The organism is Paenibacillus flagellatus (assembly GCF_003217775.1).
Classification (GTDB): domain Bacteria; phylum Bacillota; class Bacilli; order Paenibacillales; family NBRC-103111; genus Paenibacillus_AB; species Paenibacillus_AB flagellatus.
On the sequence record NZ_QJVJ01000001.1, the window covers coordinates 539,397 to 563,054 of the forward strand.

General features: G+C 59.3%; 21 protein-coding genes. 3 read left to right on the forward strand and 18 right to left on the reverse strand.

Annotated elements, in window-relative coordinates:
- Window positions 1-10: 10 nt before the first annotated feature.
- The 8 genes from DLM86_RS02480 to DLM86_RS02520 form a co-directional block, all read right to left on the reverse strand.
- Window positions 11-388 carry a DUF6463 family protein gene (locus tag DLM86_RS02480; RefSeq protein WP_110838365.1) on the reverse strand — a complete coding sequence of 126 codons (378 nt, stop codon included), beginning with the start codon at window positions 386-388 and terminating at the stop codon, window positions 11-13.
- Between the two features lie 319 nt (window positions 389-707).
- Window positions 708-1,247, reverse strand: coding sequence for a TetR/AcrR family transcriptional regulator (locus DLM86_RS02490; protein WP_110838366.1), 540 nt, complete (start codon window positions 1,245-1,247; stop codon window positions 708-710).
- Window positions 1,248-1,405: 158 nt separating this feature from the next.
- Window positions 1,406-1,789 carry a LytTR family transcriptional regulator DNA-binding domain-containing protein gene (locus DLM86_RS02495; RefSeq protein WP_110838367.1) on the reverse strand — a complete coding sequence of 128 codons (384 nt, stop codon included), beginning with the start codon at window positions 1,787-1,789 and terminating at the stop codon, window positions 1,406-1,408.
- Between the two features lie 60 nt (window positions 1,790-1,849).
- The gene (locus DLM86_RS02500) at window positions 1,850-1,972 is read right to left on the reverse strand and encodes a cyclic lactone autoinducer peptide (RefSeq protein ID WP_110838368.1); all 123 of its coding nucleotides are present in this window, start codon (window positions 1,970-1,972) and stop codon (window positions 1,850-1,852) included.
- Window positions 1,969-2,499, reverse strand: coding sequence for an accessory gene regulator B family protein (locus DLM86_RS02505; protein WP_158289288.1), 531 nt, complete (start codon window positions 2,497-2,499; stop codon window positions 1,969-1,971). Before DLM86_RS02505 ends, DLM86_RS02500 begins: the two co-directional genes overlap by 4 nt.
- The gene (locus DLM86_RS02510; RefSeq protein WP_110838370.1) at window positions 2,480-3,145 is read right to left on the reverse strand and encodes a hypothetical protein; all 666 of its coding nucleotides are present in this window, start codon (window positions 3,143-3,145) and stop codon (window positions 2,480-2,482) included. Before DLM86_RS02510 ends, DLM86_RS02505 begins: the two co-directional genes overlap by 20 nt.
- Before the next feature lie 276 nt (window positions 3,146-3,421).
- Complete coding sequence (glnA, locus tag DLM86_RS02515) at window positions 3,422-4,777, reverse strand: type I glutamate--ammonia ligase (protein WP_110838371.1); 1,356 nt, start codon at window positions 4,775-4,777, stop codon at window positions 3,422-3,424.
- Window positions 4,774-5,952, reverse strand: coding sequence for a KamA family radical SAM protein (locus DLM86_RS02520; RefSeq protein ID WP_110838372.1), 1,179 nt, complete (start codon window positions 5,950-5,952; stop codon window positions 4,774-4,776). The genes glnA and DLM86_RS02520 overlap by 4 nt, the downstream gene beginning before the upstream one ends.
- A 317-nt stretch (window positions 5,953-6,269) precedes the next feature.
- On the opposite strand from DLM86_RS02520, the gene DLM86_RS02525 reads away from it, so the two are divergent.
- Window positions 6,270-9,365 carry an ATP-binding protein gene (locus DLM86_RS02525; protein WP_245954306.1) on the forward strand — a complete coding sequence of 1,032 codons (3,096 nt, stop codon included), beginning with the start codon at window positions 6,270-6,272 and terminating at the stop codon, window positions 9,363-9,365.
- A gap of 92 nt (window positions 9,366-9,457) precedes the next feature.
- Here DLM86_RS02525 and DLM86_RS02530 read toward each other — a convergent pair whose 3' ends face one another.
- The 6 genes from DLM86_RS02530 to DLM86_RS02555 form a co-directional block, all read right to left on the reverse strand.
- Window positions 9,458-9,973, reverse strand: coding sequence for a carboxypeptidase-like regulatory domain-containing protein (locus tag DLM86_RS02530; RefSeq protein ID WP_158289289.1), 516 nt, complete (start codon window positions 9,971-9,973; stop codon window positions 9,458-9,460).
- Between the two features lie 154 nt (window positions 9,974-10,127).
- Window positions 10,128-11,228, reverse strand: a complete 1,101-nt coding sequence (locus DLM86_RS02535) for a GerAB/ArcD/ProY family transporter (protein WP_110838374.1) — start codon at window positions 11,226-11,228, stop codon at window positions 10,128-10,130.
- A gap of 50 nt (window positions 11,229-11,278) precedes the next feature.
- Entirely contained in the window at window positions 11,279-11,503 is a 225-nt protein-coding gene (locus DLM86_RS02540) for a hypothetical protein (protein WP_110838375.1), read from the reverse strand.
- Window positions 11,500-12,732, reverse strand: coding sequence for a Ger(x)C family spore germination protein (locus DLM86_RS02545; protein WP_158289290.1), 1,233 nt, complete (start codon window positions 12,730-12,732; stop codon window positions 11,500-11,502). The genes DLM86_RS02540 and DLM86_RS02545 overlap by 4 nt, the downstream gene beginning before the upstream one ends.
- Entirely contained in the window at window positions 12,729-14,297 is a 1,569-nt protein-coding gene (locus DLM86_RS02550) for a spore germination protein (protein ID WP_245954307.1), read from the reverse strand. Before DLM86_RS02550 ends, DLM86_RS02545 begins: the two co-directional genes overlap by 4 nt.
- A 217-nt stretch (window positions 14,298-14,514) precedes the next feature.
- A complete protein-coding gene (locus tag DLM86_RS02555) occupies window positions 14,515-16,410 on the reverse strand; it encodes a PrkA family serine protein kinase (RefSeq protein ID WP_110838377.1) in 1,896 nt (631 codons plus the stop codon).
- Window positions 16,411-16,659: 249 nt separating this feature from the next.
- On the opposite strand from DLM86_RS02555, the gene DLM86_RS02560 reads away from it, so the two are divergent.
- Both DLM86_RS02560 and DLM86_RS32635 read left to right on the forward strand, forming a co-directional pair.
- Complete coding sequence (locus DLM86_RS02560) at window positions 16,660-17,394, forward strand: DUF2161 domain-containing phosphodiesterase (RefSeq protein WP_110838378.1); 735 nt, start codon at window positions 16,660-16,662, stop codon at window positions 17,392-17,394.
- 162 nt (window positions 17,395-17,556) lie between these two features.
- Window positions 17,557-18,747, forward strand: coding sequence for a polysaccharide deacetylase family protein (locus tag DLM86_RS32635; RefSeq protein ID WP_245954308.1), 1,191 nt, complete (start codon window positions 17,557-17,559; stop codon window positions 18,745-18,747).
- A 292-nt stretch (window positions 18,748-19,039) separates the two neighbouring features.
- Here DLM86_RS32635 and DLM86_RS02570 read toward each other — a convergent pair whose 3' ends face one another.
- From DLM86_RS02570 to DLM86_RS02585, 4 genes are all read right to left on the reverse strand, one after another.
- Window positions 19,040-20,401, reverse strand: coding sequence for an ABC transporter substrate-binding protein (locus tag DLM86_RS02570; RefSeq protein ID WP_110838379.1), 1,362 nt, complete (start codon window positions 20,399-20,401; stop codon window positions 19,040-19,042).
- A 22-nt stretch (window positions 20,402-20,423) separates the two neighbouring features.
- Window positions 20,424-21,266 (reverse strand): carbohydrate ABC transporter permease, encoded by an 843-nt coding sequence (locus DLM86_RS02575; RefSeq protein WP_110838380.1) that lies wholly within the window; start codon window positions 21,264-21,266, stop codon window positions 20,424-20,426.
- A 13-nt stretch (window positions 21,267-21,279) separates the two neighbouring features.
- On the reverse strand, window positions 21,280-22,167 hold the full coding sequence (locus DLM86_RS02580) for a carbohydrate ABC transporter permease (protein WP_110838381.1): 888 nt from the start codon (window positions 22,165-22,167) through the stop codon (window positions 21,280-21,282).
- A 132-nt stretch (window positions 22,168-22,299) separates the two neighbouring features.
- Window positions 22,300-23,616, reverse strand: a complete 1,317-nt coding sequence (locus DLM86_RS02585; protein WP_110838382.1) for an ABC transporter substrate-binding protein — start codon at window positions 23,614-23,616, stop codon at window positions 22,300-22,302.
- Window positions 23,617-23,658 lie beyond the last annotated feature (42 nt).

A 23,658-nucleotide genomic window follows, 5' to 3' on the forward strand; every position in this document is an offset into this window, starting at 1 on the left:
TTAGCACCCTCTACTTTTGTTTTGGCGACCGATGAATGAATAAGAGCCACGCTTGAGGCAAGCCAAGCCAAAAACCCGAAGACGGCATCACGATAACTCCGATCAAGCAGATGGCCAATAGCATCCATCCGAGAGAAACAGGCGGGGCCATCCGTTTCTTTTTCATTAGCCAATCCACCGTGTGGCCAAGAGCAATCAACATGAAGCCGAGCATCAAGTACCAGAAAGCGGTAGAGCGATCCCATTGCCCGTTCCCCACCGTATCCCATAGACCCTCGGCAACCATCGGCCGCAGTTGCTCCATGAATCCGATTAGCCCCAAGACCGTATGAATCAGTCCGGTCAGCATAAGCGTCAGCCCGATCTGACGTTTGATTCCGCTCACCATCTATTCCTCATCCTCCCGATTTATTGAAATATTTTTCGTGCACATACTTGCCTTGCCGACGCCGCCCTTCCTCGTACAGATGATGATTCTCATGTCCACCCCCCTCTTTTAGTACGAATTCGTAGTAATTACAAAAAAAGAAGAACCCGGTTACAATCAGTCATCCTCGATCTTGATCTTAACCGGGCGGTTCTTCGTCCTGGAAAACGTTGAGGGCCTGGAACGAAAGTAGCGTCAATTGCTCTATTTCCTCCGGCGTAAATGCTGCCCCCAACTGGCTCGGCTTTCCCAAGTGATGATCGTCTTCTCGGTCCATGCCCTAGGCCAAAATATGGAACGCTTGCTGTAGTTCCCTGTAAAGTTTCACCAGATCTTGCTCCTTGACAGGCGGAAGGAGATGTTGACTTCCCACATGGAGACTGTAAAAGATAAGCGCCGCAGTACGAGCACGTTCACGGTCTTTGTAGAGAAGGAATATCATCTCTTCCAGATAATCGACCCGCCTCTGATCAATTCGCTGCTGGTAAGATTGCACGAATGGTTCTATTAACGCCCAAGCGCGCACAGCCACCTCCAATTTTTGGTCCCGGCGTATCGACTTCTCCATGACATATTCGAACTTATCAAGGGGTGAAAGCTGTTGTTCCGCGAACTCAATGGTCTTCAATGTCCTTTCATTTTCATACAGAGAAAGCAGACTTTCTTTATAGTCCTGCCAATTTTTAAAATGATGGTAAAATGCTCCTTTGGTTACCTTTAACCGTCCGGTGAGCGTTTCAATGGTGAGGGAGCCGGCCCCCTCTTCGGATAAAATTGTAAAACCTTCCTCCAGCCACTTTTGTTTCTTATTTGTTTCCATTCAAAGAACTCCCTCCAAAAATCCCCCTTCCGTTAGGATACCATACGGTATGGTATGTTTCAATATTTGGATATACTACCGACGGATCGTAACGCAAATGAACCCGGAGCGCTCCGCTTCGGGTTTGTTCGTTCGGATGGATCTCGGGCTCCCGCCCGCTAACGGGGCTCGTCCGGCTTCGATACGTTTTGCTCGATCCATCGCTGAATCTCGTGCTTGAGCTTGCTGTTCTCGCGATACGAGATTGTGGCATATTTGCTTTTATTTGTAACCGGGGCCTCAAAAAAAACGAGCGCCTGCTCGAAGTCGTAATGCTTGATTTTGTTCACGTTCACCAGGTTCGTCCGGTCCAGCTTGCGGAACCCGAAGCGCTCCATCACCTTCTCCATGTTCGAAAGAATCGGAAGCACCGGATAAAACTGCTCCTCCGCCGTATGAAGGATGACCGTCCGATCCCAGGACTGAATCGCCACGACGTCCTCGAAGTCGAGCTCGATCCATTCGGTATCGTTGTTCGGATCCCGCGTGACGATCATTTTCATAACGTTCCTCCATGTGAGAAGCGGGCCACCGGGCAGGAACTCCGGCAGCCCCGTGATGATTTACTTTCTTAATTCTTCAGGTACTTCGGGACGGTGGAGGCCGAATGGTGATGCCGTTTGTACGAAATAACGAGCAATTCCTTGCAACGTATTCGACAACATGCTTGCAATTGTGCGTTTCATAGACTCACCTCCTTTTTAAACGGGAAAATAAGTAACAATCCTTGAGCGAAGAAAAGGATGGCGAATGCCGATGACTGGATAAAAAAATTGCTTCCGACGATCACGATAGAAGCCATCTTCATTAAAGGGAAAAACTTTTCCGGCATACGTGCATAGCCCTTGATATTGGCGGGGGCAAGGATTGCAATGAGAAATAATCCGATTATAGTCAAAAGGATGATTAGATTTTTAGAGAGAACAAAGTGAGCCGGAGTAGCTGTAATCACAGTTGTTGCAATCATACAGAGAACGGGGGAACGAAAGTGGAACCCTCCTGAAAATGCTCGGAGAAGTGTAAAGGCACATATTGTTAGAGACGTCCAATAGAACGCATCCGTTACGAGTCCAATTGCTAGTGAAGCTGCAACAGGGATAGTAAAATTTATTACGATAATAAGAGCGTACTTCATAACAGCTACGCTCACCGTTCCCCTCGAATCTGCTTTTTTTATGGAAACGGCAACCTTTTCAGCCAATGCTTCTATCACCGGCATCATCCTTTTTCTGTGCTAAATACAACAGAAGTCCTAGTATAACAGACATAGCCATCAATAAAAATACAGGAACGCCCTTGCTAAACACTAGATAGTTTGAAAATGAAATAACGGCGTATCCGATCAAAATTAATACTAAAAGCCGAAAGTTAATCCCTTTTATGATGACGTTTGCATATTCGCTGAATGGAACAAAAATGTACCCGATACGATACCGGAACAGAAACCAAGCTAGTAAGCCGGTAGCCCCTACTGAAATACTTTGAGTTATATACGCATATAGAGTGTTTGGAATCATTTCGTCCAAGGATACGCCTATCGATTGCGCAATAAGATACAAAAGCAGCTGCAGAAATAAATATCCTAAATAACCGTAAACCGTCATCAAAGCTGCGTAGAAGTACTGAACCCGAAACATTTGCCACAAAAAGATAAATACGATCGGGGGCTGGAGAAAGGTTGCAAGTACCCGCAAATTCAATACATCAAATACAAAGTACGAGATCAACGCAAGAAGTACTGAGGAAAACAGCAATTGCCACTTATACCCCTTCAGCTCGAATCGGAACATCGCGAAGGTCAGGACGATCAACGCCAGCCACTCCAAAGCGGAGAACAAGAGAAACAAGAAAATAGTCATACGGCGCTTCTCCCAATTCGTGTCAATAGGACATCCTATTTATTACCATCATTATACTACCAAAATATTCAAATAGGGTAGACGAATTTTGGAAACGGTTCCGATTTTTTATCGAATATTCGTGAAGAAGCGGCCGACCTCCTATTTTTTGTCACAAGACGAAAAAGAACGGTCAAAACGACCGCCTCTCATTCGACATCGCTTACGCGACGAAAAGAACCCCGCAACCGAAAACGCCGCACCGGTCGTCCCGGTGCGGCGTACTTCCGTGTCATCCTAGTATCGCGCCAAGTAGCGCTCGATCTCCCAGCCGTGAACGGCCGCGGCGTACTCGTCGGCCTCCCGCCGCTTCGCGCTCGCGTACGTCTCGCACACGGCGTCGCCGAGCGTCTCGCGGACGAGCGGGTCGGCCATCATCGCCTCCACCGCCTCGTGCAAATCGCGCGGATAGCGGCCGATCCGCGCATCGCGCCGCTCGGTGTCGCTCATGTCGTGGATGTTGCCGACGACCTCGGCGGGCGGCTCGATCCGCGACGCGATCCCTTCGAGCCCCGCCCGCAGCATGACGGCGAGCACGAGGTACGGATTCGCCGCCGGATCGGGCGTGCGCAGCTCGACCCGCGTGCCGGCGCCCCGCGAGGACGGGACGCGGACGAGCGCGGACCGGTTGCTCGACGACCAGGCGATGTGCGTCGGCGCCTCGTAGCCCGGCAGCAGACGCTTGTACGAATTGACGATCGGATTGGCGATCGCCGCCATTCCTTGCGCGTGGCGCAGCAGGCCGCCGATGTACCGGCGGGCCGTCTCGCTCAGGCCGTCCGGCCGCGAAGCGTCGAAGAAGGCGTTGCTCCCGTCGCGGCGCTGCAGCGACTGGTTGCAATGCATCGCGTTGCCGTTCTGCCCGGCGAACGGCTTCGGCATGAACGACGCGTGCAAGCCGTGCCGATGCGCGACCTGCTTGACGATTTGCCGGAACGTCATCCATCGGTCGGCGGCGGTCATCGCGTCCCCGTACTTGAAGTCGATCTCGTGCTGGCCCGGCGCCACCTCGTGATGGGCCGCCTCCAGCCGGAAGCCTTGCCGCCGCAGCGCGGCGACGATGTCCAGCCGAGCCCGCTCGCCGCGATCCGACGGCCCTCCGTCGAAATATCCGGCCCGGTCGTGCACGACATGGATCGGCTCCCCCCGGTCGTCCGTCTCGAACAGAAAAAACTCTCCCTCGATGCCGACGTTCAGCGTATAGCCGAGCTTCTCCGCTTCCCGCAGCGCCCGCTTCAGAATCGTGCGCGAGCAGCACGCCGCGGGCTCGCCGTCGGCGTCCAGCACGTCGCAATACGCATAAGCGACGCCCCGCTCCTCCGGAACGGCAGGCTCGAACCGGATCGTCTCCGGGTCCGGCAGGAGGAGCAGCTCCGACCGCTCCACGCGGGCGAACCCGGGCACCGACGAGCCGTCGAACATCGTCTTCCCCGCCAGAGCCGAGTCGAATTCGTCGCGATGGACGTAGACCGTTTTGATCGCCCCGAACAGATCGGCGAATTGCAGCCCCAGCAGCTCGGCCCCCCGTTTCCCGAGCCGCTCCCGAACGTCTTCGAGCCGGCTTTTCGCGTCCGCGACGCCCGCGCCCGTCATTTCGACACCTTTTCCGCCCGCTTGCGGGGGACGTCGGGCAGCTCGTTGACGGAGACGACGGCGTCCGTCTTCTTGACCGGCTGGACCCAATAGTTTTCGTTGCCCGGCAAGTCGTCGAACCAGGCCGCGTCTTTGGGGCAGTCGAGCACCATGAATTTGCCGTATTTCCCTTCGCGGGATTGATGGTATTTCAAATACGCCTTGCCGTTCTCGATCGCGAGTATTTCCACTTTGCCCGACGTATGGCTCATCGACAGGCGGACCCGCTTGCCGAGACCGGACGTCTTCGCCTTCGCCTGCTCCACGATCCGGTATACCCGCTCGAGCGGCAGCACGAAATCGCGGTTGCCGGCCACGGGACGGTTGATGAAGAAATAGTACGGCGTGACGCCGGCCCAGGACAGACGGTCGAGCAGCTCGGCCAGCACGTCGGGGTCGTCGTTGATCCCTTTCAGGACGGGCGTCTGATTGACGACGATCGCGCCCGCTTCGTGCAGGGCGTCGAACGCCCGCTTCGCCTCGGGGGTTATTTCGCGCGGATGATTGATATGAGCCATGACGTAGATGCGCCGATCGGGCGTGGAATGTTCCCGGATCATGGCGAGCAGCTCCTCGTCCTCGTAGATGCGCATCGGATTGAAAACGGGCAATTTGGAGCCGAACCGGATAATTTTCACGTGCTCGATGGCGCGCAGCCGCTCCACGATCATGCGCAGCTTCGGCGTCGCCAGGATGAGCGAGTCGCCCCCGGTCAGCAGCACGTTGTTGATTTCCGGATGGGCGGCGATATACGTCAAGCCGGGCTCGACGTCGGACATCGCCTCCTTCACGTCGTTGCGGAACAGCCGCTTGCGGAAGCAGTAGCGGCAGTAGGCGCCGCACACCTCCGACACGATCAGGAGCGCCGTCGTCGCATACTTGTGCTGGCAGCCCGGCACGGCGTAGTTCGTGTCCTCGTCGGACGCGTCCCACCGGCCGTACTCCATCAGTTCCCCCTCGTTCGGAATGACCAGCTTTTTTATCGGATCGCCGGGATCGTCCCAGTCGATCAAGTTCAAATAATACTCGTTCACCCGAAACACGAATTTCTCCGTGATCGCTTTCAGGCGCCCTCTCTCCTTCTCCGGGATTTGCGTCAGCTTGTCGATGTCCGTGATGTACCTCGGCTGAGCCATTCGCATTCCTCCTTCAGTGGGGATGTCGGCGTCGATGACGACCTATTGGTTTAGTTTACCGTAATCGTCCCGATCGGAAAAACCGGCTCAGCCCCGGGAATGCCCCGGAATCGGCGCTCCCGGACGCTGAGGGGAGGTGACCCCGCGAATATGGCAATATCCTTCCATATCCTTCCGTATGCTATGGAAAAACCATTTTGAAAAAGAGGCGTCGTTATGGTATTGTATGCGCTTCCAATTGGTAATTGTTTTCTTTCTTCCGAAACGGATGAACATCGGGAAGGAGTTTGGTCGTCCGCCGAAGAATGAATACGGTCATGATGACAAAACGTAGAGCGTTTCTTACCGTACTTTTCTTTTTCGCCGCCTTGATCGTCGTCCGGCTCGTCTGGGTCGACTTGCTGGCTCCGCCTAACCACCCGCACGCCGTACGGGGCGTGCTCGACTTGCGCGGCTGGGATGTCAAATCCGGCCCCGCCATCACGTTGAACGGCGAATGGGAATTTTACCCCAACGCGTTGATTGGGCAAACCGAAGGCGCCCCCGCTCCGTCCGGAGACGGCTCCACCTTGATCCGGGTTCCGGGAAAGTGGAATCGCTCCATGAACCCGGAGCCGTCCGCTTACGGCTACGGCTCCTACCGCCTCCGCGTCCAGGTGGATGCGGACCCCGAAACGACCTACGGCATCCGGATGCCGATCGTGCGCTCGGCGTCCGAGCTGTACGTCAACGGACGTCTGGTCGCGAACCAAGGCGAACCGGCGGCCGACAAGGAGCGGTACACCGCCCGAAACGTCCCTTACTCCGCTTATTTCACCGCGGACTCCGGCGTCATCGAGATCGTCGTCCAGGTCGCCAACTACGATAACGGCAAACGGGGCGGCATTACGGAAACGGTCAAATTCGGCAACGCCGAAGCCGTTAACCGGGACGTGTGGGTATCCGTCATTTTGCAATTGATCGTCGTCGTCGTTCTGTCCATGCATGCCGTCTATGCCATCGTCCTGTATGCGCTCGGCGCCCGGCAGACGGCGTTGTTCGTCTTCTTTTCGCTGGTCGTCTGCGCGATGGTCATGACGTTGACGGACGACGACAAGCTGCTTATGGTATGGCTGCCGTTCATCGATTACGGCTGGTCGATCAAGCTGCAGCTGCTGTCGGTCGTGGGAGTAGGCGCGAATCTGCTGCTGTTCGCAAGGCATTTGATGCCCGAATACGCGCGCCTGCGCTGGTTCCGCTGGCTTCTGATCGGCTGCGCGGCCGAAGCCGCCTCCGTCGTGCTATTGCCGATCCGTATCACGCTGCAAGCGCTCATCGTCTACTTTGGCTCCCTGATTGTGATCACTCTCGTCTTTCTGGCGCTCACGCTGCGCATTGCGGTGACGAAGGATAAGGACGCCCTGTTTTTATCGCTCGGCTTGACCGCCGTATTCGCAAGCGTCTTGGGCGGGATGTATAAAGCGACTCTCGAAGCCGGGTACTACCCGGTCGATTTGGTCGTCGCGTTCGTCGCGTTCGCCACGTTCTGGTTCCGGCGCTACTTCCGCGCCTCCTCCGAAGCCCATAAGCTGGCCGAAGAGCTGCAAAGGGCGGACAAGCTGAAGGACGATTTCTTGGCCAATACGTCCCACGAGCTGCGCAACCCGCTTCACGGCATGATCAATATCGCGCAATCCGTTCTGGACAGCGGAATCCCGGACCCGAACCGGCACAAGGAAAGCATGGAGCTGCTCATTTCCGTCGGCAAACGGATGTCGTTTCTGTTGAACGACCTGCTCGATTTGAAGGTGCTGCAGGACGAGCGCATCCGTCTCCATACCGGAGCCGTCCGCGTTCAGTCCGTCGCGACCGGCGTCATCGACATGCTCCGGTTCATGACGGCGGGCAAGCCGATCCGCATCGTGCAATCGATTCCGGACGGCTTCCCCGCCGTCGTCGCCGACGAGAACCGGCTCGCGCAAATTTTGTTCAACCTGCTCCACAATGCGGTCAAATTTACGAATGAAGGGACCGTCGCGATCCGGGCCGAGCTGGAGGATGGACGGGCCGTCGTCGTCGTCGAGGATACGGGGATCGGGATGGACGCGGAGACGGCGCGAACCGCCTTCGTCCGCTACGGGCAAGGAGACACGGGTGCCGCGGGCGCCGGGGGGCTGGGACTGGGGCTCAGCATTTGCCAGCAGCTGGTGGAGCTGCACGGGGGCGAGCTGACGGCCGACTCCGTTCCGGGCAAAGGGTCGGCGTTCCGCTTTCCGCTGCCGTTGGCCGCCGAGGAAGACCGTCTCCGCGACGGGACTCCGCCGGTATGGCCGCCGTCCGCCGAGACGGCGGCCGCCGCGGTCGCCGCTCCCGCGGAACGTAAGGGCGGGCCCGATGCACCGGATGCGACGGAGCCGTCGGAAGCGCCCGATATGCCCGACGCGGATCGTCCCCGCGTTCTCGTCGTCGACGACGATCCGGTCAACCTGCACATTATCCGCCGCCTCCTGCCGCCGAACCGTTACCGGGTCACCACGGCGGGCGGCGCCCAGGAAGCGCTGGCGATGCTGGACGGACGGGAATGGGACTTGGTCGTCTCCGACGTCATGATGCCGCATATGTCCGGCTACGAATTGACCCGGGCCGTCCGGGAGAGATACGGCATGTCGGAGCTGCCGGTGCTGCTGCTGACCGCCCGCAATCGGCCGGAGGACATCGACGCCGGGTTCCGGTCGGGCGCCAACGACTACGTCACGAAGCCCGTGGACGCGAAGGAGCTGCGTGCCCGTGCGAAGGCGTTGACCGACTTGAAACGGTCCGTCCGGGAACGGCTTCGCATGGAGGCGGCATGGCTGCAGGCGCAAATCCAGCCGCACTTCCTGTTCAACACGCTCAATTCGATCGCGGCGCTCAGCCATATCGATCCCGATAAAATGCGCGCGCTGCTCGAAGTGTTCGGCCGGTACTTGCGGGCCAGCTTCGACTTCCGCAACGTGGATCGTCTCGTTCCCTTCCAGCACGAGCTCAATCTGGTCCGCTCGTACGTCTACATCGAGAAGGAACGGTTCGGAAACCGGCTCCAAGTCGTATGGGAAGCCGACGAAGACCTATTCCTGCAAGTCCCGCCCCTCTCGATCCAGCCGCTCGTCGAAAACGCGATCCGGCACGGCATCCTGCGGCGCAATCGGGGAGGGACCGTCCATATCCGGGTCACTCCAAACGACGGCTATGCGGAAATATCCGTAAGGGACGACGGCGTAGGGATCGGCGAGGAAAAGCTGGCGACGCTGCTCGACAAGCGTACCGGCGGCGGCCGCTTAGGTGTCGGCCTGCCGAACATCGACCGGCGCTTGAAGCAGCTGTATGGCAGAGGGCTGCACATTCGCAGCGTTCCCGATCAAGGTACTGTCGTCAAGTTTACCGTAACCACATAGCAGCCCGGACGGACGGTGTCCTAAATCGAACCGCCCCGAGGAGACGTTCGTTTCCGTCTCCCGGGGCGGTTCGGGCTTTCAACCTTCCGATCTCATTCCTCTTCCTCGTCGAGCAAAATAACGTCGAGCACGGTCAGCTTGCCCGATTCGATGACGATCTCGCGGGCTAACGGCTGCTTGCCTTCCAGCGAGAAGCGGACGACGTACGTGCCCGGCGCCAGGTCCGCTACGTCGTAGCGCCCCCTCCGGTTCGTGATGACCATCCGCAGCATCGTCCGAGACGGGTCGAGCACGCGTACCATGACGTTGAACAGCGGGTTGCGGCGCTGGTCCCGTACGGTTCCGGTCAGCGCGCCCGGCGCCGGATCGAGCCGGAACGTCTCGACGACCGATTGCCCCGCGGCGTCGAGACGCCGGACGATGCCGGCCGAGCCGAACGTCGGAGCCGACACCGTCACGGTTACGGCCGCGCCCCGCGGCAAGCCGACGATGCGGTAAAAGCCGACTCCGTCCGAAACCGCCGTCGCGATCGGCGTATGGTTCGCATCGAGCACCTGCACGACCGCCCCGGCGACCGGATTCCGGTTGTCCGTATGGGTGGGACTCATCCACATCCTAGGAGCAGGGAGACAATCCTGACAGGTATAGCCGCCATCGGCAATTTGTCCCGAAACGACGGACGAGAACGCCAAGAAGCCCACGCAGGAGGCGAGAGCGGAGACGAACGGCGCATCCGGGCGCGGGAGCGGCGGTATTTCCCGATCAGCCCGCCCGCTTCCCTTCCCGTTTTTTCCGGAGAAGAGCGATCACGAGCAGCAGCACGGGGATGAGCAGGCGCACGGTCAGCGCGTAAAAAGCGAAAGAAGTCCCCAAAAAACGGGACAGCGTCTGAAAATCCGGAGCAACCCAGACGCTCAGCACGATCAGCAGAAGGCCGATCGGAAACACGAGCGTCTTGTACTCGTCCAGCCCGAGCCATTGGGCGGTCCCGATTACGACGACATAGTAGTGCATGGCGATCTGGACGAAGACGCCCAAAATCCAAATCGCCATCACGAACGTCTCGACATGCTCGATAAAACCGGCCAAGCTGATTTGCCGCACCGCAATCATCAACGGATAAGTGAGATCGGCCGTTATTTCCCCGAACAAAAACAGAGCGGTCAAATTCGAAACGATCATCGTCAGCATCACCGCAACGACCGAAATTATCCCCCACTTCCTTCCTTTGTCCTTGTCCTTTATAAACGGATACAAGAAGAAAAGAGCGAAAAAGGAGGAAAACCAGTCCATCGGCGAAGCGGCTCCTTTGACGACAGGCCCGATTCCCCGTTCAAGAACGGGCAGCACATGCTCCGGCTTCATTTGCGGCAGCAACAAAGCCGCGACGGCCAAAATCATCGCCACCAAAAGCGTCATAAACGTTTCGGAGCACCTGCCCACCACCTCCAGGCCGGATCGAACCGCAACCGCGCAGACGAAAACGGTACAAGCGATAATGACGACCATCGGCGTCCTTAGATAAAAATTGCCGACGACAAATTCGCCGTACTGCCTGACGACAACACCGCCGAGATGCAAATAAAAAAACAGGAAAACGAAGCCGAGCGCTTTTCCCGGAATGCGCCCGACAATATCGATGCTGTATTCCATCACCGTCTTGTTCGGATATAAGGCTTCCAGCCGACCGGCGATAAGCACGAGAAACAAGCCGACCGGCGAAGCGATGAGCGGCACCAGCCATAAATCTTGTTCGGCGTGCTTCGCCGTAATGGCCGGAAGAAGCACGACTCCGGTCACGATCGGCATCGCGTAAAGCATCATCGCCATTTGAAATGCCGATATTTTCCCTCGTTCGATCATAGCGGCGATCCCCTCTCTTCACGATCGTCGATGCCTTCCGTCGGTTCGACTCATTCCAACGTTTTCCCGAGCGCGGCGAAAATCGAATCGATCAGTTGGGTAGGTCCAGGGAGCTTCGGATCGAAAGCAAGCCATACCCCCAGCCCCCAGCCCAGCGCCGTCATCGCCGCAAACGCCGCTCGTTGTTTGGGCGGCATCCGGGACCATCGCGGCCAGTCCCACAAAAAGACGGCGGCGGCAAGAAGCGTTATCCCCCACATCGCTCCAAGCTTCATTCGGCTTGCACCTCGTCGTTCGGTCGGACCGCTCCGGAGGATGAAAGCCCGTGTCTTTCGATTTTGACCTTCACGACGGCAGTCGCTTGGACGTGCGGAAACTGCTCGTCCCAGCGGTCCTTGACCTTGTTCCATTCCTTCGGATAACGGCGATGGAACGCTTGCGAGAAGCCGAGAACGTCGGCATTCATTTTTTGCAGCTTCTCGATCGCGCCCGTCATTCTCCTTTCGATCTGGTCGTTGAAGTCTTGTTCCAGACGGCCGGCCAACAACGGGTTGCCGAAATCGACGTTTGTCGTGTTTTGCAGGATATCGCCCTGCGCCTCGCTTTCGACGGTAATCGCCCACTTGCCGTCTTCGATGCGCGGAACCAGCTTCGTCCGGCTTCGGACGAGCCTGACGGTCACGTCGCCCCGCTCCGTTCTCGTCGGCGTTACGGTTACGGTCGCCAGCTCGATCTCGTCTCTGACCCACATCGCTCCGCGCATCGTCGCGACGTCGATATAGCCGATCAGCTTATCGTTCTTCAATACGCCCGCCCCCGTCATGAAAGGAATTTTGCCCGAATCGCCCGCTTTTTCTTCGGATTGCGACAACTGTACGAGCGGGAGAATGGCTCCCCTTGCGCTGCCGGCCAACATTCGGGTCAGATTGATGATGCTGACTTGAACTCCCAGATGAATATCGGCCAGCTTCCCCATCGTCTGAGCCGTATTCCCTTCCAGCGGGACCGGCAGCGTCAGCAATGGCTTGGCCTTGCCCTTCACGATGAAAACGTCCGCCTTGTCCCTGATTTCCGGACTCCGCAGGAGAAAGTCCATATGCTCGCGGAGCCCTTTCGATGCGACCGCTTCGCCGATGACAAACACTTCGCCGTGTCCCCAAAAAATTTGCCGCGGCAGCTTCTCCTGCAGCTTGGACATGGCATCCGCCATCGTGGAGCCGACCGCGGACCGGACGACGAACGCTCCCGCTCCTCCGCCGCTCCCTCCGCTCATTTGCCCGACCTGCCCTCCGCCTCCCGCGGTTCGGGGGTTATAGACTTGAACGGACAGCTCGATGTTTTGTTCGTCCGCCTGATCGATCGCCGCCGCCATCACGACCGCCAATTCGTTGACCTCCCGGCTGTCCCAGCAGCCGGCCAGCAGCACGGCCGCCGCCAACAGGACGGCGATCGGCGCCGTCGCCGCCCTTTTCGACGAAAGCGAAACCTCGCTCACGCGCGTCACATCCGTTCCTCTCCTTTCGGCGGTTCCGGCTTTTGACCCGCCGGCAGCCGTCTTTTGTTTCTTTTGACGTACAGGCTCGGTCTGGATCGCATCATCCAATGCGGGGCCCGAATCAGCACGTCCTTCAGTTCGCTGCCGCTCAACGGCGCGACCGGGGACAAGTACGGGACGCCGAACGAGCGCAGCGAGCATAAATGGACGTAGATCAGAATAAATCCGAGCGTCAAGCCGAGCAAGCCGAGAAAACCCGAGAGCAGCATGATCGGAAACCGGAGCATCCGCAACGCGATTCCGCCCGAGTACTGCGGGAGGAGAAACGAGGCGATTCCCGTAATCGCGACGACCATGACCATCGGCGAAGAGACGAGTCCCGCCGCCGTCGCCGCCTGGCCGATTACGAGCGCTCCGACGATGCTGACGGCAGCGCCCACCTGCTTCGGCAGCCGAACGCCCGCCTCGCGCAAACCTTCGAACGTAATCTCCATAAGCATCGCTTCCGCCAATGCGGGGAACGGAATCTCCTCGCGGGATCGCACAAGCGTGAGCAGCAGGCGGGACGGAATCATCTCCTGATGGAACGTGACGACGGCAACGTATAGGGAAGGGGCTAGCAGCGCGACGAGCACGAAGAAATATCGCAGCCAACGGATGACGGAACCGATCAAGAAGCGCTGGTAATAATCCTCCGGCGACTGCAGGATCGTGGTAAACGTTGTCGGCGCGATCAGCACGAACGGACTTCCGTCGACCATGACGAGCACGCGCCCTTCGAGCAGAGCGGCGGTGGCCACGTCGGGCCGTTCCGTCGTCGACAGCTGCGGAAACGGGGAAAACGGATTGTCCTCGATCAGCTCCTCGATATAATTGCTTTCCAAAATGCCGTCGATCTCGATCCGTTCGATCCGTGCGGAGACTTCCGCGATCAAGGCCGGTTCGGCGATTCCATCGACATAAGCGAGCGCCACCTTCGTTTGCGTATAAGCTCCGATTTGAATCGTTTTCAATTTAAGCCGGTAGCTTTTTATTCTTCTACGGAGCATGGACGTGTTGACCCGTATCGTTTCCGTAAAGCCTTCGCGGGGACCGCGCACAACCGATTCCGCCATCGGTTCCTCGACGCTCCGCTTCTCCCACTTGGCCAGCCCGAATGCCGTCCCCGCGTCGCTATGATCGACTAGAACGACAGGGCTGCCGTCGAAAATTTGGCTATTCAGCTCCGCCATCGTTCGAACCCCGGACGTCTGCGCGACGCTGGCCGTTTCGTCGACGGGGACGGTCCGGCCCTTATCCCCGTTCTTGTCCGCGTCCGCCGCATCCGTTCTCATTAACGGCGCCAATATATGCTGGTCGATGAGCCCGGTATCGGACAACCCTTCGATATAAACAAGCACGGCATCGGTAACGCCGCCGATGCGGAACCGACGGATGACGATGTCCGAGCAGTCTTGATAGAGAGCGTCCAACATGGCCAAGTTGAGTTCCAATCGCTCCGATATTCGATACTTCTCCGGATCGGGAGCCGACGTATCGAGCTCGGGCTTTTCACGTTCGGACGTTTGTGTCATCGCTTATCCCTGTACCTGCCCTTATTTCGGATTGTGCCCCTATTTTTGGCAACGACACCGGAATTTATCCTTGGCTTTGGCGCATCGCCGCCTTCGGCCGCAAGAAAAAGGCCAACCGGGCATCTCCGGTTGACCGAGGACGAAAAAGCCCCCGCAGTCGGCGGAGGCGAAGACGCTAACGGGACGTCGGGCGCGGGCCGCCTGCGCCCGGCGGACGTTACCGGTTCAGCAGGCTGCCGACGTAGCGCAGCATTTCGTTGGCGCAGACGGGGCAGTAGCCGTGCTCGTCGATGAGCCGTTTCGTCACCTCGTTGATTTTTTTCAGCTGGTTCTCGTCCGGCGTTTTCGTCGACGTCGTAATTTTGACGATATCTTTCAGATCCGAGAACAGCTTCTTCTCGATCGCTTCGCGCAGCCGTTCGTGGCTGTTGTAGTCGAACTTTTTCCCTTTGCGCGAATAGGTCGACATGCGGATGAGAATTTCTTCGCGGAACGACTTCTTCGCGTTTTCGGAAATGCCGATCTGCTCCTCGATCGACCGCATCAGCCTTTCGTCCGGATCAAGCTCCTCTCCCGTCAACGGGTCGCGGATCTTTTGCCAGTTGCAGTACGCTTCGACGTTGTCGAGGTAATTGTCGAACAGCGTCTTCGCCGACTCCTCGTACGAGTAGACGAACGCCTTCTGGATTTCCTTCTTCGCCAGCTCGTCGTATTCCTTGCGAGCGATCCCTATGTAGTTCAGGTATCGCTCGCGCTCCTCCTTCGTAATCGACGGATGCTGATCGAGCCCGTCCTTGATCGCCCGCAGCACGTCGAGCGCATTGATGCACTGCAAATCTTGGCGGATCAGGGCGCTCGAAATCCGGTTGATGATATACCGCGGATCGACGCCGGACATGCCCTCCTCGGCGTATTCGCTCTGCATCTCCTTCAGATCGGCGTCCTTGAAGCCCTCAATCGATTCGCCGTCGTACATTTTCATTTTTTTCAGCAGGTCCATGCCCTGCTTCTTCGTTTCCTTCAGGCGGGTCAGAATCGAGAAGATGGCCGCGGTTTTCAGCGCGTGGGGCGCGATATGAATATGCTTCATGTCGCTTTGGCCGATCAGCTTCGCGTAAATTTTTTCTTCCTCGGACACTTTCAGGTTGTACGGGACCGGCATGACGATCATCCGCGATTGGAGCGCTTCGTTCTTCTTGTTGGCGATGAACGACTTGTACTCCGATTCGTTCGTATGGGCCACGATCAATTCGTCCGCAGAGATGAGCGCGAAGCGGCCCGCCTTGAAGTTGCCTTCCTGCGTAAGCGACAGCAGGTTCCATAGAAACTTCTCGTCGCATTTCAGCATTTCCTGGAACTCCATAAGCCCGCGGTTCGCCTTGTTCAGCTCGCCGTCGAACCGGTAGGCGCGCGGGTCCGACTCCGAGCCGAATTCCGTAATGGTGGAAAAATCGATGCTTCCGGTCAAGTCGGCGATATCCTGCGACTTCGGATCGGACGGGCTGAACGTACCGATGCCGACCCGCTCTTCCTCGGACAGCAGCACGCGCTCGACGAGCACGTCTTCGATTTTGCCGCCGTACTCGGTTTTCACCCGCATCTGGCACGCGGGGCACAGACTCCCCTCGATCCGGACGCCGAGCGCCTTCTCGACCTCGGGGCGCAGCTCCGTCGGTACGAGATGAAGCGGCTCCTCGTGCATCGGGCAGCCCTTGATCCCGTACAGCGCCCCCTCGTCCGAGCGCGAATACCGCTCCAGCCCCCGCTTGAGCATCGTTACGATGGTCGACTTGCCGCCGCTGACCGGCCCCATCAGCAGCAGGATCCGCTTGCGCACGTCGAGACGTCTCGCGGCGGAATGGAAATATTCTTCGACCAGCTTCTCGAGCGTCCGGTCCAGCCCGAACATATCCTGCTCGAAAAACCGGTATCGGCGCTGCCCGTTCTCCTCCGTGATGCCGTGCCATGCGATCATATCGTACACACGCGCATGCGCGGTCTTGGCTACGCTCGGATTTTGCCTGACGATTTCGACATATTCGGCGAATGTACCGGTCCAGGACGCTTTTTCCTGTTCCTGGCGGTGCTCCGTAATTCGTTTGAAAATATCCATGGTAACCTCCTTTCATCTGCACGCGTCAAGACGGTTCCCTTCCGAAGGTCGACTTAGGATTTCATGCGCCTGCTTAGCGACTTTGAAGCGTATTACATCCATATGCGCCAGCCGAATATTAATTGCCGGAAAATTTTAGCCGGAACGTCCGCGAAGCCGTTGAAAATCCGTTGAAAGCGGGCGATTCAAGACCGCGGAGAGCCGCATATGGTATAATACTGTCAATTAACCTCACAAGGAGAAAAGTACGTGGCGATCCGCACCGAAACCGAATTGTACGAACCCGTCAAAAGGTATATGGAGGCGCTCGGCTACGAGGTGCGCGGCGAGGTGCACCATTGCGATTTGGTGGCGGTGCGCGGCGACGAGCCGCCCGTCATCGTCGAGCTGAAGCGGACGTTCAACCTGCCGCTGCTCGTGCAGGGGCTGGACCGGCTGTCCCAATCGGACAACGTATACGTCGCCGTCGAGATGCCGGAGACCGGACGGGCGCCCCATCAGCTGAAATGGTCGGACTTGTCCCGCCTGTGCCGCCGTCTCGGCCTCGGCCTCATGACCGTCCGATTCTACAAGAGGCGCAAGCCGGCCGTGGACGTCGTCTGCGACCCGGTGCCGTACGCACCCAAGCCGAGCAAGCTGAAGTCGACCCGGCTGCTCCACGAGTTCCGCGAGCGGAGCGGCGACTACAACGTAGGCGGCAGCACGCGGCGCAAGCTCGTCACCGCTTACCGGGAGAAGGCGCTGGAGCTGGCGGTCCAGCTGAAGCTGCACGGCAGCCTGTCTCCCCGCAAGCTGCGCGAGCTGACCGGCAACGCGAAGGCGGCGGATTTGCTGCAAAAAAACTATTACCGCTGGTTCGAGAGAGCCGAGCGCGGCATTTATCGGCTTACGCCGCTTGGCGAGCAGGCGTTGGAGCAATACAGCCACGTCTGGCAGGGGAAGCGATCCTCGGATCGTCCCGCCGGCGCGCGGGATTCGGGCTGACCGCCGGCCGGGCGGCGGGGGACGCCGCGCGTGTCCGCTCCATCCCGCAAAGACCGCCGCCGATTGCAGGATTAGCAGGAATGTTTGGACCGGAATCGGGATACGAATAATAGTAGATTCCAAACGATGGAAAATCGGTTCCGAATGCGGGGGTATGGGTCCATGAACGTTCGCCATGGCGCGACCGGTCGATTGCGTTTGCGGGGATGCGCCGCCCCGCTGCTCGCCGTCCTGGTGGCGATTGTAGGCGCGGGATGCGCGGAAGGCCGCCCGGAGAGCCTGCTCCGGGTACAGACGGCGGAGCAGATCGCGGCGCGGGAGCGAAGCGCGGCGGCGGAGGAAGGGCCTGCGGCTCCGGCCGCGGGAACGGCTTCATCCGCGGCCGCGGATGATAGCGGTTACAAGCGGGAGGCGACCGCGAGCGATTCGGGCGTGCCGGCGGCGGACAAGCCGGCCGGCTCCGGCGGGACGGCGCCCGCGAGCGCGGAGCCGGCTGCGGCAGGCGGCGACGGTGCGCCAGCGGGGCGCGCGGCGGCGGCTGGCGGCGGCGGGGCGCCAGCGGGGAGCGCGGCGGCGGCAGGCGGCGACGGGGCGCCAGCGGGGGCCGGGAGCGCGCCGGTGGCCGCGCCCGCCGCCGAGCCGGCCGCGCAAGCGGCGGCGGCCGACACGGGGGCGAGGCGTCCGCCGAAGAAGCCGGCCTTTTCGATCCCCGTCCTCAACTACCACAGCATCGGCGTCGAGCCGGACAACAACGCCGTTCTCGACCCGAAGAAGCTGGAGGAGCAGATGGCGTACTTGGCCGACAACGGCTATACGACGCTGACGCTCGGACAGTTCGTCGACATCTGGGACGGCAAGGCGGAGGCGCCGGACAAGGCGGTGCTGCTGACGTTCGACGACGGCTACGCGGACAATTATACGGAAGCAATGCCGATTCTCGCCAAGCACGGGTTCCGCGCGACGATGTTCGTCTCCCCGGGCATGGTCGGCCAGGACGGCTATTACGCCGACTGGGATCAAATCCGCGCCATGCGCGACGCAGGCTGGGACATCCAGCCGCACGGCATGACGCATCCGTATTTGCACAAGCTGCCGGCGGAGGAGCAGCGCAAGGAGATCGCCGGCTCGATCGAGGCGCTGAAGCGGGAGACCGGCATCGACGCCGTCGCGTTCTGCTATCCGTACGGCATGCGCAACAAAGAAACGCTCAAGCTGCTCGCCGAGTACGGCGTCCGGTTCGCGTTCACGATCGATCAGGGAAAAACCGAGCCGTCCCAGCAGCCGCTTCAGCTCAAACGGCTGTTCGTCGGCGGCAAGGACAGCTTGCAGACGTTCGTCAAGAAGCTGCAATAGCCGGCTTCATTGGATTTTATCCAATGAAGCAGAGTCGCGGAGACGGCTCAGCGTCTCGCCATTGGATGTTGTCCAACCGATTTCGCCGAATCGGCCGAAAAGGGCCGATCGAAGCCGATTTCATTGGACAATATCCAATGAGGCGCGTTCTCCTCGCCCGGGCCGCGCTCATCTGTTGGATCCAATCCAACAGGACGAGCCGGCGCCGGCCGCCGATCGGCTGTCCGCAGCCCGAAGCCCCGTCTTCGCGCAAAAATAAGGACGTCCACCCCCCAACGGGGAACGGACGTCCTTATTTGCGTCGACGGTGCTCCGTCATCCGCTTCTCCATCTGCAGGATCGCCGCTTCCGGCGAGCTCGCGTTCTTGATCGCCTTGAACGCCTCGAACTCCGCGATTTCCCGCAAGTCGCGGAAATCGTCGGAGAAGTAGACCGGCTTCGCCTCCTCCGCCAAACGGACGAAAAACCGCCGCGTCCGCTGTCCGGCGAAAAACGGCTGCGGCTCGTCGTACATCGGATCGTCGTACGCCTCCTTGAGCGCCGGGAACAAGTACGCGCGGCGGAACATGTTGTTCACCGTCTCGGCTTCGCCGAGCATGTAGTCGATGAACGCCCACGCCGCGCGCTTGTTCGTCGACAGCCGCGACACGCCGAGGTACGAGCCGCCGGCCTCCGCCGCCCGGGAGCCGCCCGGCCGCCACGCCGGCATTTTCGCCACGCCCCACAGGCCCGAGCTGTCCGGCGCGACCTCCTGCAGCGTCCCGCCCATCCAGACGGCCTCCAGGACGGTGGCGACGTAGCCCTTTTGCAGCGCCTCGTTGTACGGACGCGTCCCCGGCTCCGCGCTGAGCGTAATGCCGGAGTCGTTCATCTCGATCAGCTTCTTGAGCGCCGACAGCGCGAGCGGGCTGTTGATCGTCACCCGGTTGGCCTTGTCGAGATAAAGCGTTCCTTCCTGCGACAGCATATATTCGAACATCGTCGTTATGCCGACGCCCGATTCGAGCGGCAGCGCATTCATGTACGCGCCGGTTTTTTCCTTGATGATTTTGCCGACCCGCAAATAATCGTCCCATGTCGCCAGCAGCTCGGAGACGCCGTCCGGATCGGACGGAAAGCCCGCCCGCTCGAACACGTCCCGCCGATAAAACAGCCCGACCGGTCCCGAATCCCACGGCATCGCGTAATACTTCCCGTCGCGGGTCACGTCGGGCCATTTCGTGTCGACGATTTTGCGCCGGTTCGGCCGGATCATTGAGGTCAAGTCGTGCAGCGCCCCGATCTCGATATATTGCCCGACGTACGGCTCGGGAATCGCGGCGACGTCCGGGGCACCCGTATTCGACGCGTTGGCGAGCAAAAACCGCTTGTACGCGTCGTCGTTCGACAGCATGACCGTGTGCACCCGGACGTTCGGGTATTTGCGGAGGAAGCCGTCGATTTCCGGCATCATTGCCTTCATGGCGTGCTCCCACGCCCAGACGGTAATATCGCCGCCGATATCGCCGGCGTCGCCCGCTTCCGTCCGGTCGCCCCGCTCCGCGGAAGGGCCGGGATTCGCGGAACGATCGCCGCCCGCCCACGCGGCGAACACGATGACGAGCGCGAGCGCCGCCGTCGCCAGCACGGCCGTTCTCCGTTTGATCCGCGACATGCGATCCCTCCCGTTGCCGAGGTTATTTCGATCCGGTCAAAGCGATCCCTTGAATGAACGAACGTTGGAAGATGAGGAAAATGACGAGCATCGGCCAAACCGCAAGCAGCGTGCCGGCCATCAGGACCGGATAGTTCGTCGTATGCTCCCCGCGCAGCAGCGACAATCCGACGGACAGCGGCAGCTTGTCGGGGGAATTATTGACGATCATCGGCCACAGGAAGTCGTTCCATGACCACAGTATGACAAAGATGGCGAGCGCGATCAAGCCGTTCTTGGCGAGCGGCAGCATGATCTGCCAGTAGATGCGGAAATGGTTGCAGCCGTCGATCTTGGCCGCCTCCTCGAGCTCCTTCGGCAAGCTCATGAAAAACTGCCGCAGCAAAAACGTCCCGAACGCGCTGAACAACCCGGGCACGATAAGCGCCGTCAACGAGTTGAGCCAGCCGAAATGCTTCATGAGCATATATTGCGGGATAATGAACACCTGCCCCGGCACCATCAGGACGGACAGCGCCATGACGAACAAGACGTTGCGGCCGGGAAAATCGATCCGGGCGAACGCGTAGGCGGCCATCGAGCAGAGCAGCAGCTGGCCGGCCGTCTTGGCGACCGTCGTCACGATCGTGTTGAAATAAAACGTCATGAACGGCAGCAGCGCCGTCGCGTCGTGAAAGTTTTTCCATTGCGGATTTTTCGGGAACAGCACCGGCGGTACTTGAGTCGACTCGCCCATCGTCATGAAGGCGGTCAGCACCATCCAGACGAAGGGCACGAGCATCGCGAGCGCCCCCAAGCCGAGCGCGACATGGACAAGCGCATGGCCGGAACCTCTGCGGCGGTTCGTTCGAATTTCGGCGTTCATGGGGAAGCCTCCTTCATTCGTAATGGACCCATTTGCGCTGCATGCGCATTTGCACGACCGTGACGGTCAGGATGATGGCGAACAGCACGGTCGCCACCGTCGCGGCGTATCCTTTTTCCGACATCAGAAACGCGTATTTATAGAACAAATAGACGACCGTCTGCGTCGCTTCGATGCCGATCTCGCCCACCATCATGTAGATGACGTCGAACAGCTGGAACGCGGAAATGAGCGACATGACCGATACGAAGAAAATCGTCGGCGTGAGCAGCGGCAGCGTAATGCGGAAAAACTGCGTGGCCGTGCCGGCCCCGTCGATTTCGGCCGCCTCGTAATATTGCGCGCCGATCCCCTGCAGCCCGGACAGGAACAGGATGATGTTGTTGCCGAGGCTGCTCCAGATGATGACGAGCACGACCGAATAAAGCGCGATGTCCGGGTCGGTCAGCCACCCCGGTCCCTTGATGCCGATCAGGCTGAGCAAGTAGTTGATGAGCCCGTAGTCGGCGTTGTACAGCCACCGCCATACCATCGCGACCGCCGCCGGCATCGTGATGACCGGCAGGAAGTAGATGACGCGATACAGCGTCTGGCCGCGGATTTTACGGTTGAGCAGCACCGCGAACAGGATGGCGACGGCGATGCCCGGCGGCACGGTCAGCAGCACGTACAGCACCGTATTGCGCAGCGCCTTGTAAAATTGAACGTCCCGGAACAGCGCCCTGTAATTGTCCAGCCCGGTCCACGTATAGTTGCCGAAGCTGCCCCAATCGGTAAACGTGTAATAGACCGTCTGGATGACCGGCCAGACGTAAAAGAGCGCCAGCCCGAGCACGACGGGCGCCACCATGACGTATCCCCACACCAGATCCTGCACGGCATAACGGCCGATTTTGCGCATGGACCCTCCTCCTCGTTAGGTTGCTAAGCGTTCGTCCGGCGAATCCGCCCGTTCGCGGGCGCAGCGCCGGCCACCGCCGTTTTCCAAAAAAGGCCCTGTCTGCACAGGGCCTTTCCCGCGAGGCGCTTCGGACTACTTCTCCTGCGCCAAAAACTCGTTCATCTTCGTCGCGACCTGCTTGGCGGCGTCCTCGATTTTCAGCTCGCCGGTCCACGCCTTCTTGAAATATTCGGTTTCGAGGTTGTTCCACTTCGACGTATCCTTCGATACCGGATACGGCTTCGAGTACGACAGCATGTCGATGTACACCTGCAGGTTGAACTGCGGGGTCGACTTCACCCACGTCGTCTGCGTGCCGTTGAACGCCGGGATGACGGTGCCCGTCTTGGCCAAAATTTCGGCCGCTTCCTTCGAGCCGAGGAAGCTGACGAACGTCCACGCCTCCTTCGGATTTTTCGTCTTCGCCGAAATGACGTTGGCGAGCCCGTGAATGACGACGCCCTGCTGCTTCTGCTTCGGCAGCGCCGCCACGTCGACTTTATCCTTCGTAAATTCGTTCTTCGCGAATTCGATCGCGTTCCATGAGCCGGCCCACAGCATCGCCACCTTGCCCGATTCGAACAGCTTGATCGGCGTCGTGTCGGTCATCTGCGCGAGCGTCGGCGACACTTTATGGACATGGATCAGGTCGGTCCAGAACTTGAGCCCCGCGATCGCCTCCGGACTGTCGTAGCCGGACTTCTTCTTGTCGTCGGAGATGACGCCGCCGCCCGCTTGGATAATCGTGTTGTAGTACGCCTCCTGCGAGTTCATGTCGGCGGCGATGCCCCACACGCCTTTGCCCGGGTTGGTCAGCTTTTTCGCCGCCTCGACGACCGCGTTCCAGTCCCAATTGCCGTCCGGGTATTTCACGCCGGCTTCGTCGAACATTTTTTTGTTGTACCACATGCCGACCGTGTCGAAATCTTTCGGGATGCCGTACAGCTTCCCGCCGACCGTGTACAGGTTGACGAGCGATTCCGGGTAATTTTTCAGATCGAGTCCGCTCGCCTTCACCTGGTCGCCGATCGCCATGAGCATGCCGTTGGAGGCGTATTTCACGATGTTCGGGCCGTTCATCCAGAGAACGTCCGGCAGCGTCCCGCCGATCGCGGCGGTCTCCATCTTCTGCCAATATTCTTTGCCGCTCGGGGTCAGCTCGATTTTCACGTCGATGTTCGGCTGCTTTTCCTTGAACTTCTTGATGATCTCCTCCATCGCCGGCACTTGGTTTTTGTCCCACAGCGCGTACGACAGCGTCACCTGCTTGGCGGGCGCCTCCGTTTTCGCGGGAGCGGAATCGGCGGGCTTCGCCCCTCCCGACGACGGGTTTGCGCCGCCGGATCCTCCCGAACATCCTGCCGCGGCGAGCGCGAATGCGGCCATGACGGCCATGCTCCGTTTTTTCATCGCGTGTCCCCCTTACGAAATATGATCCTGCATACGTTTATG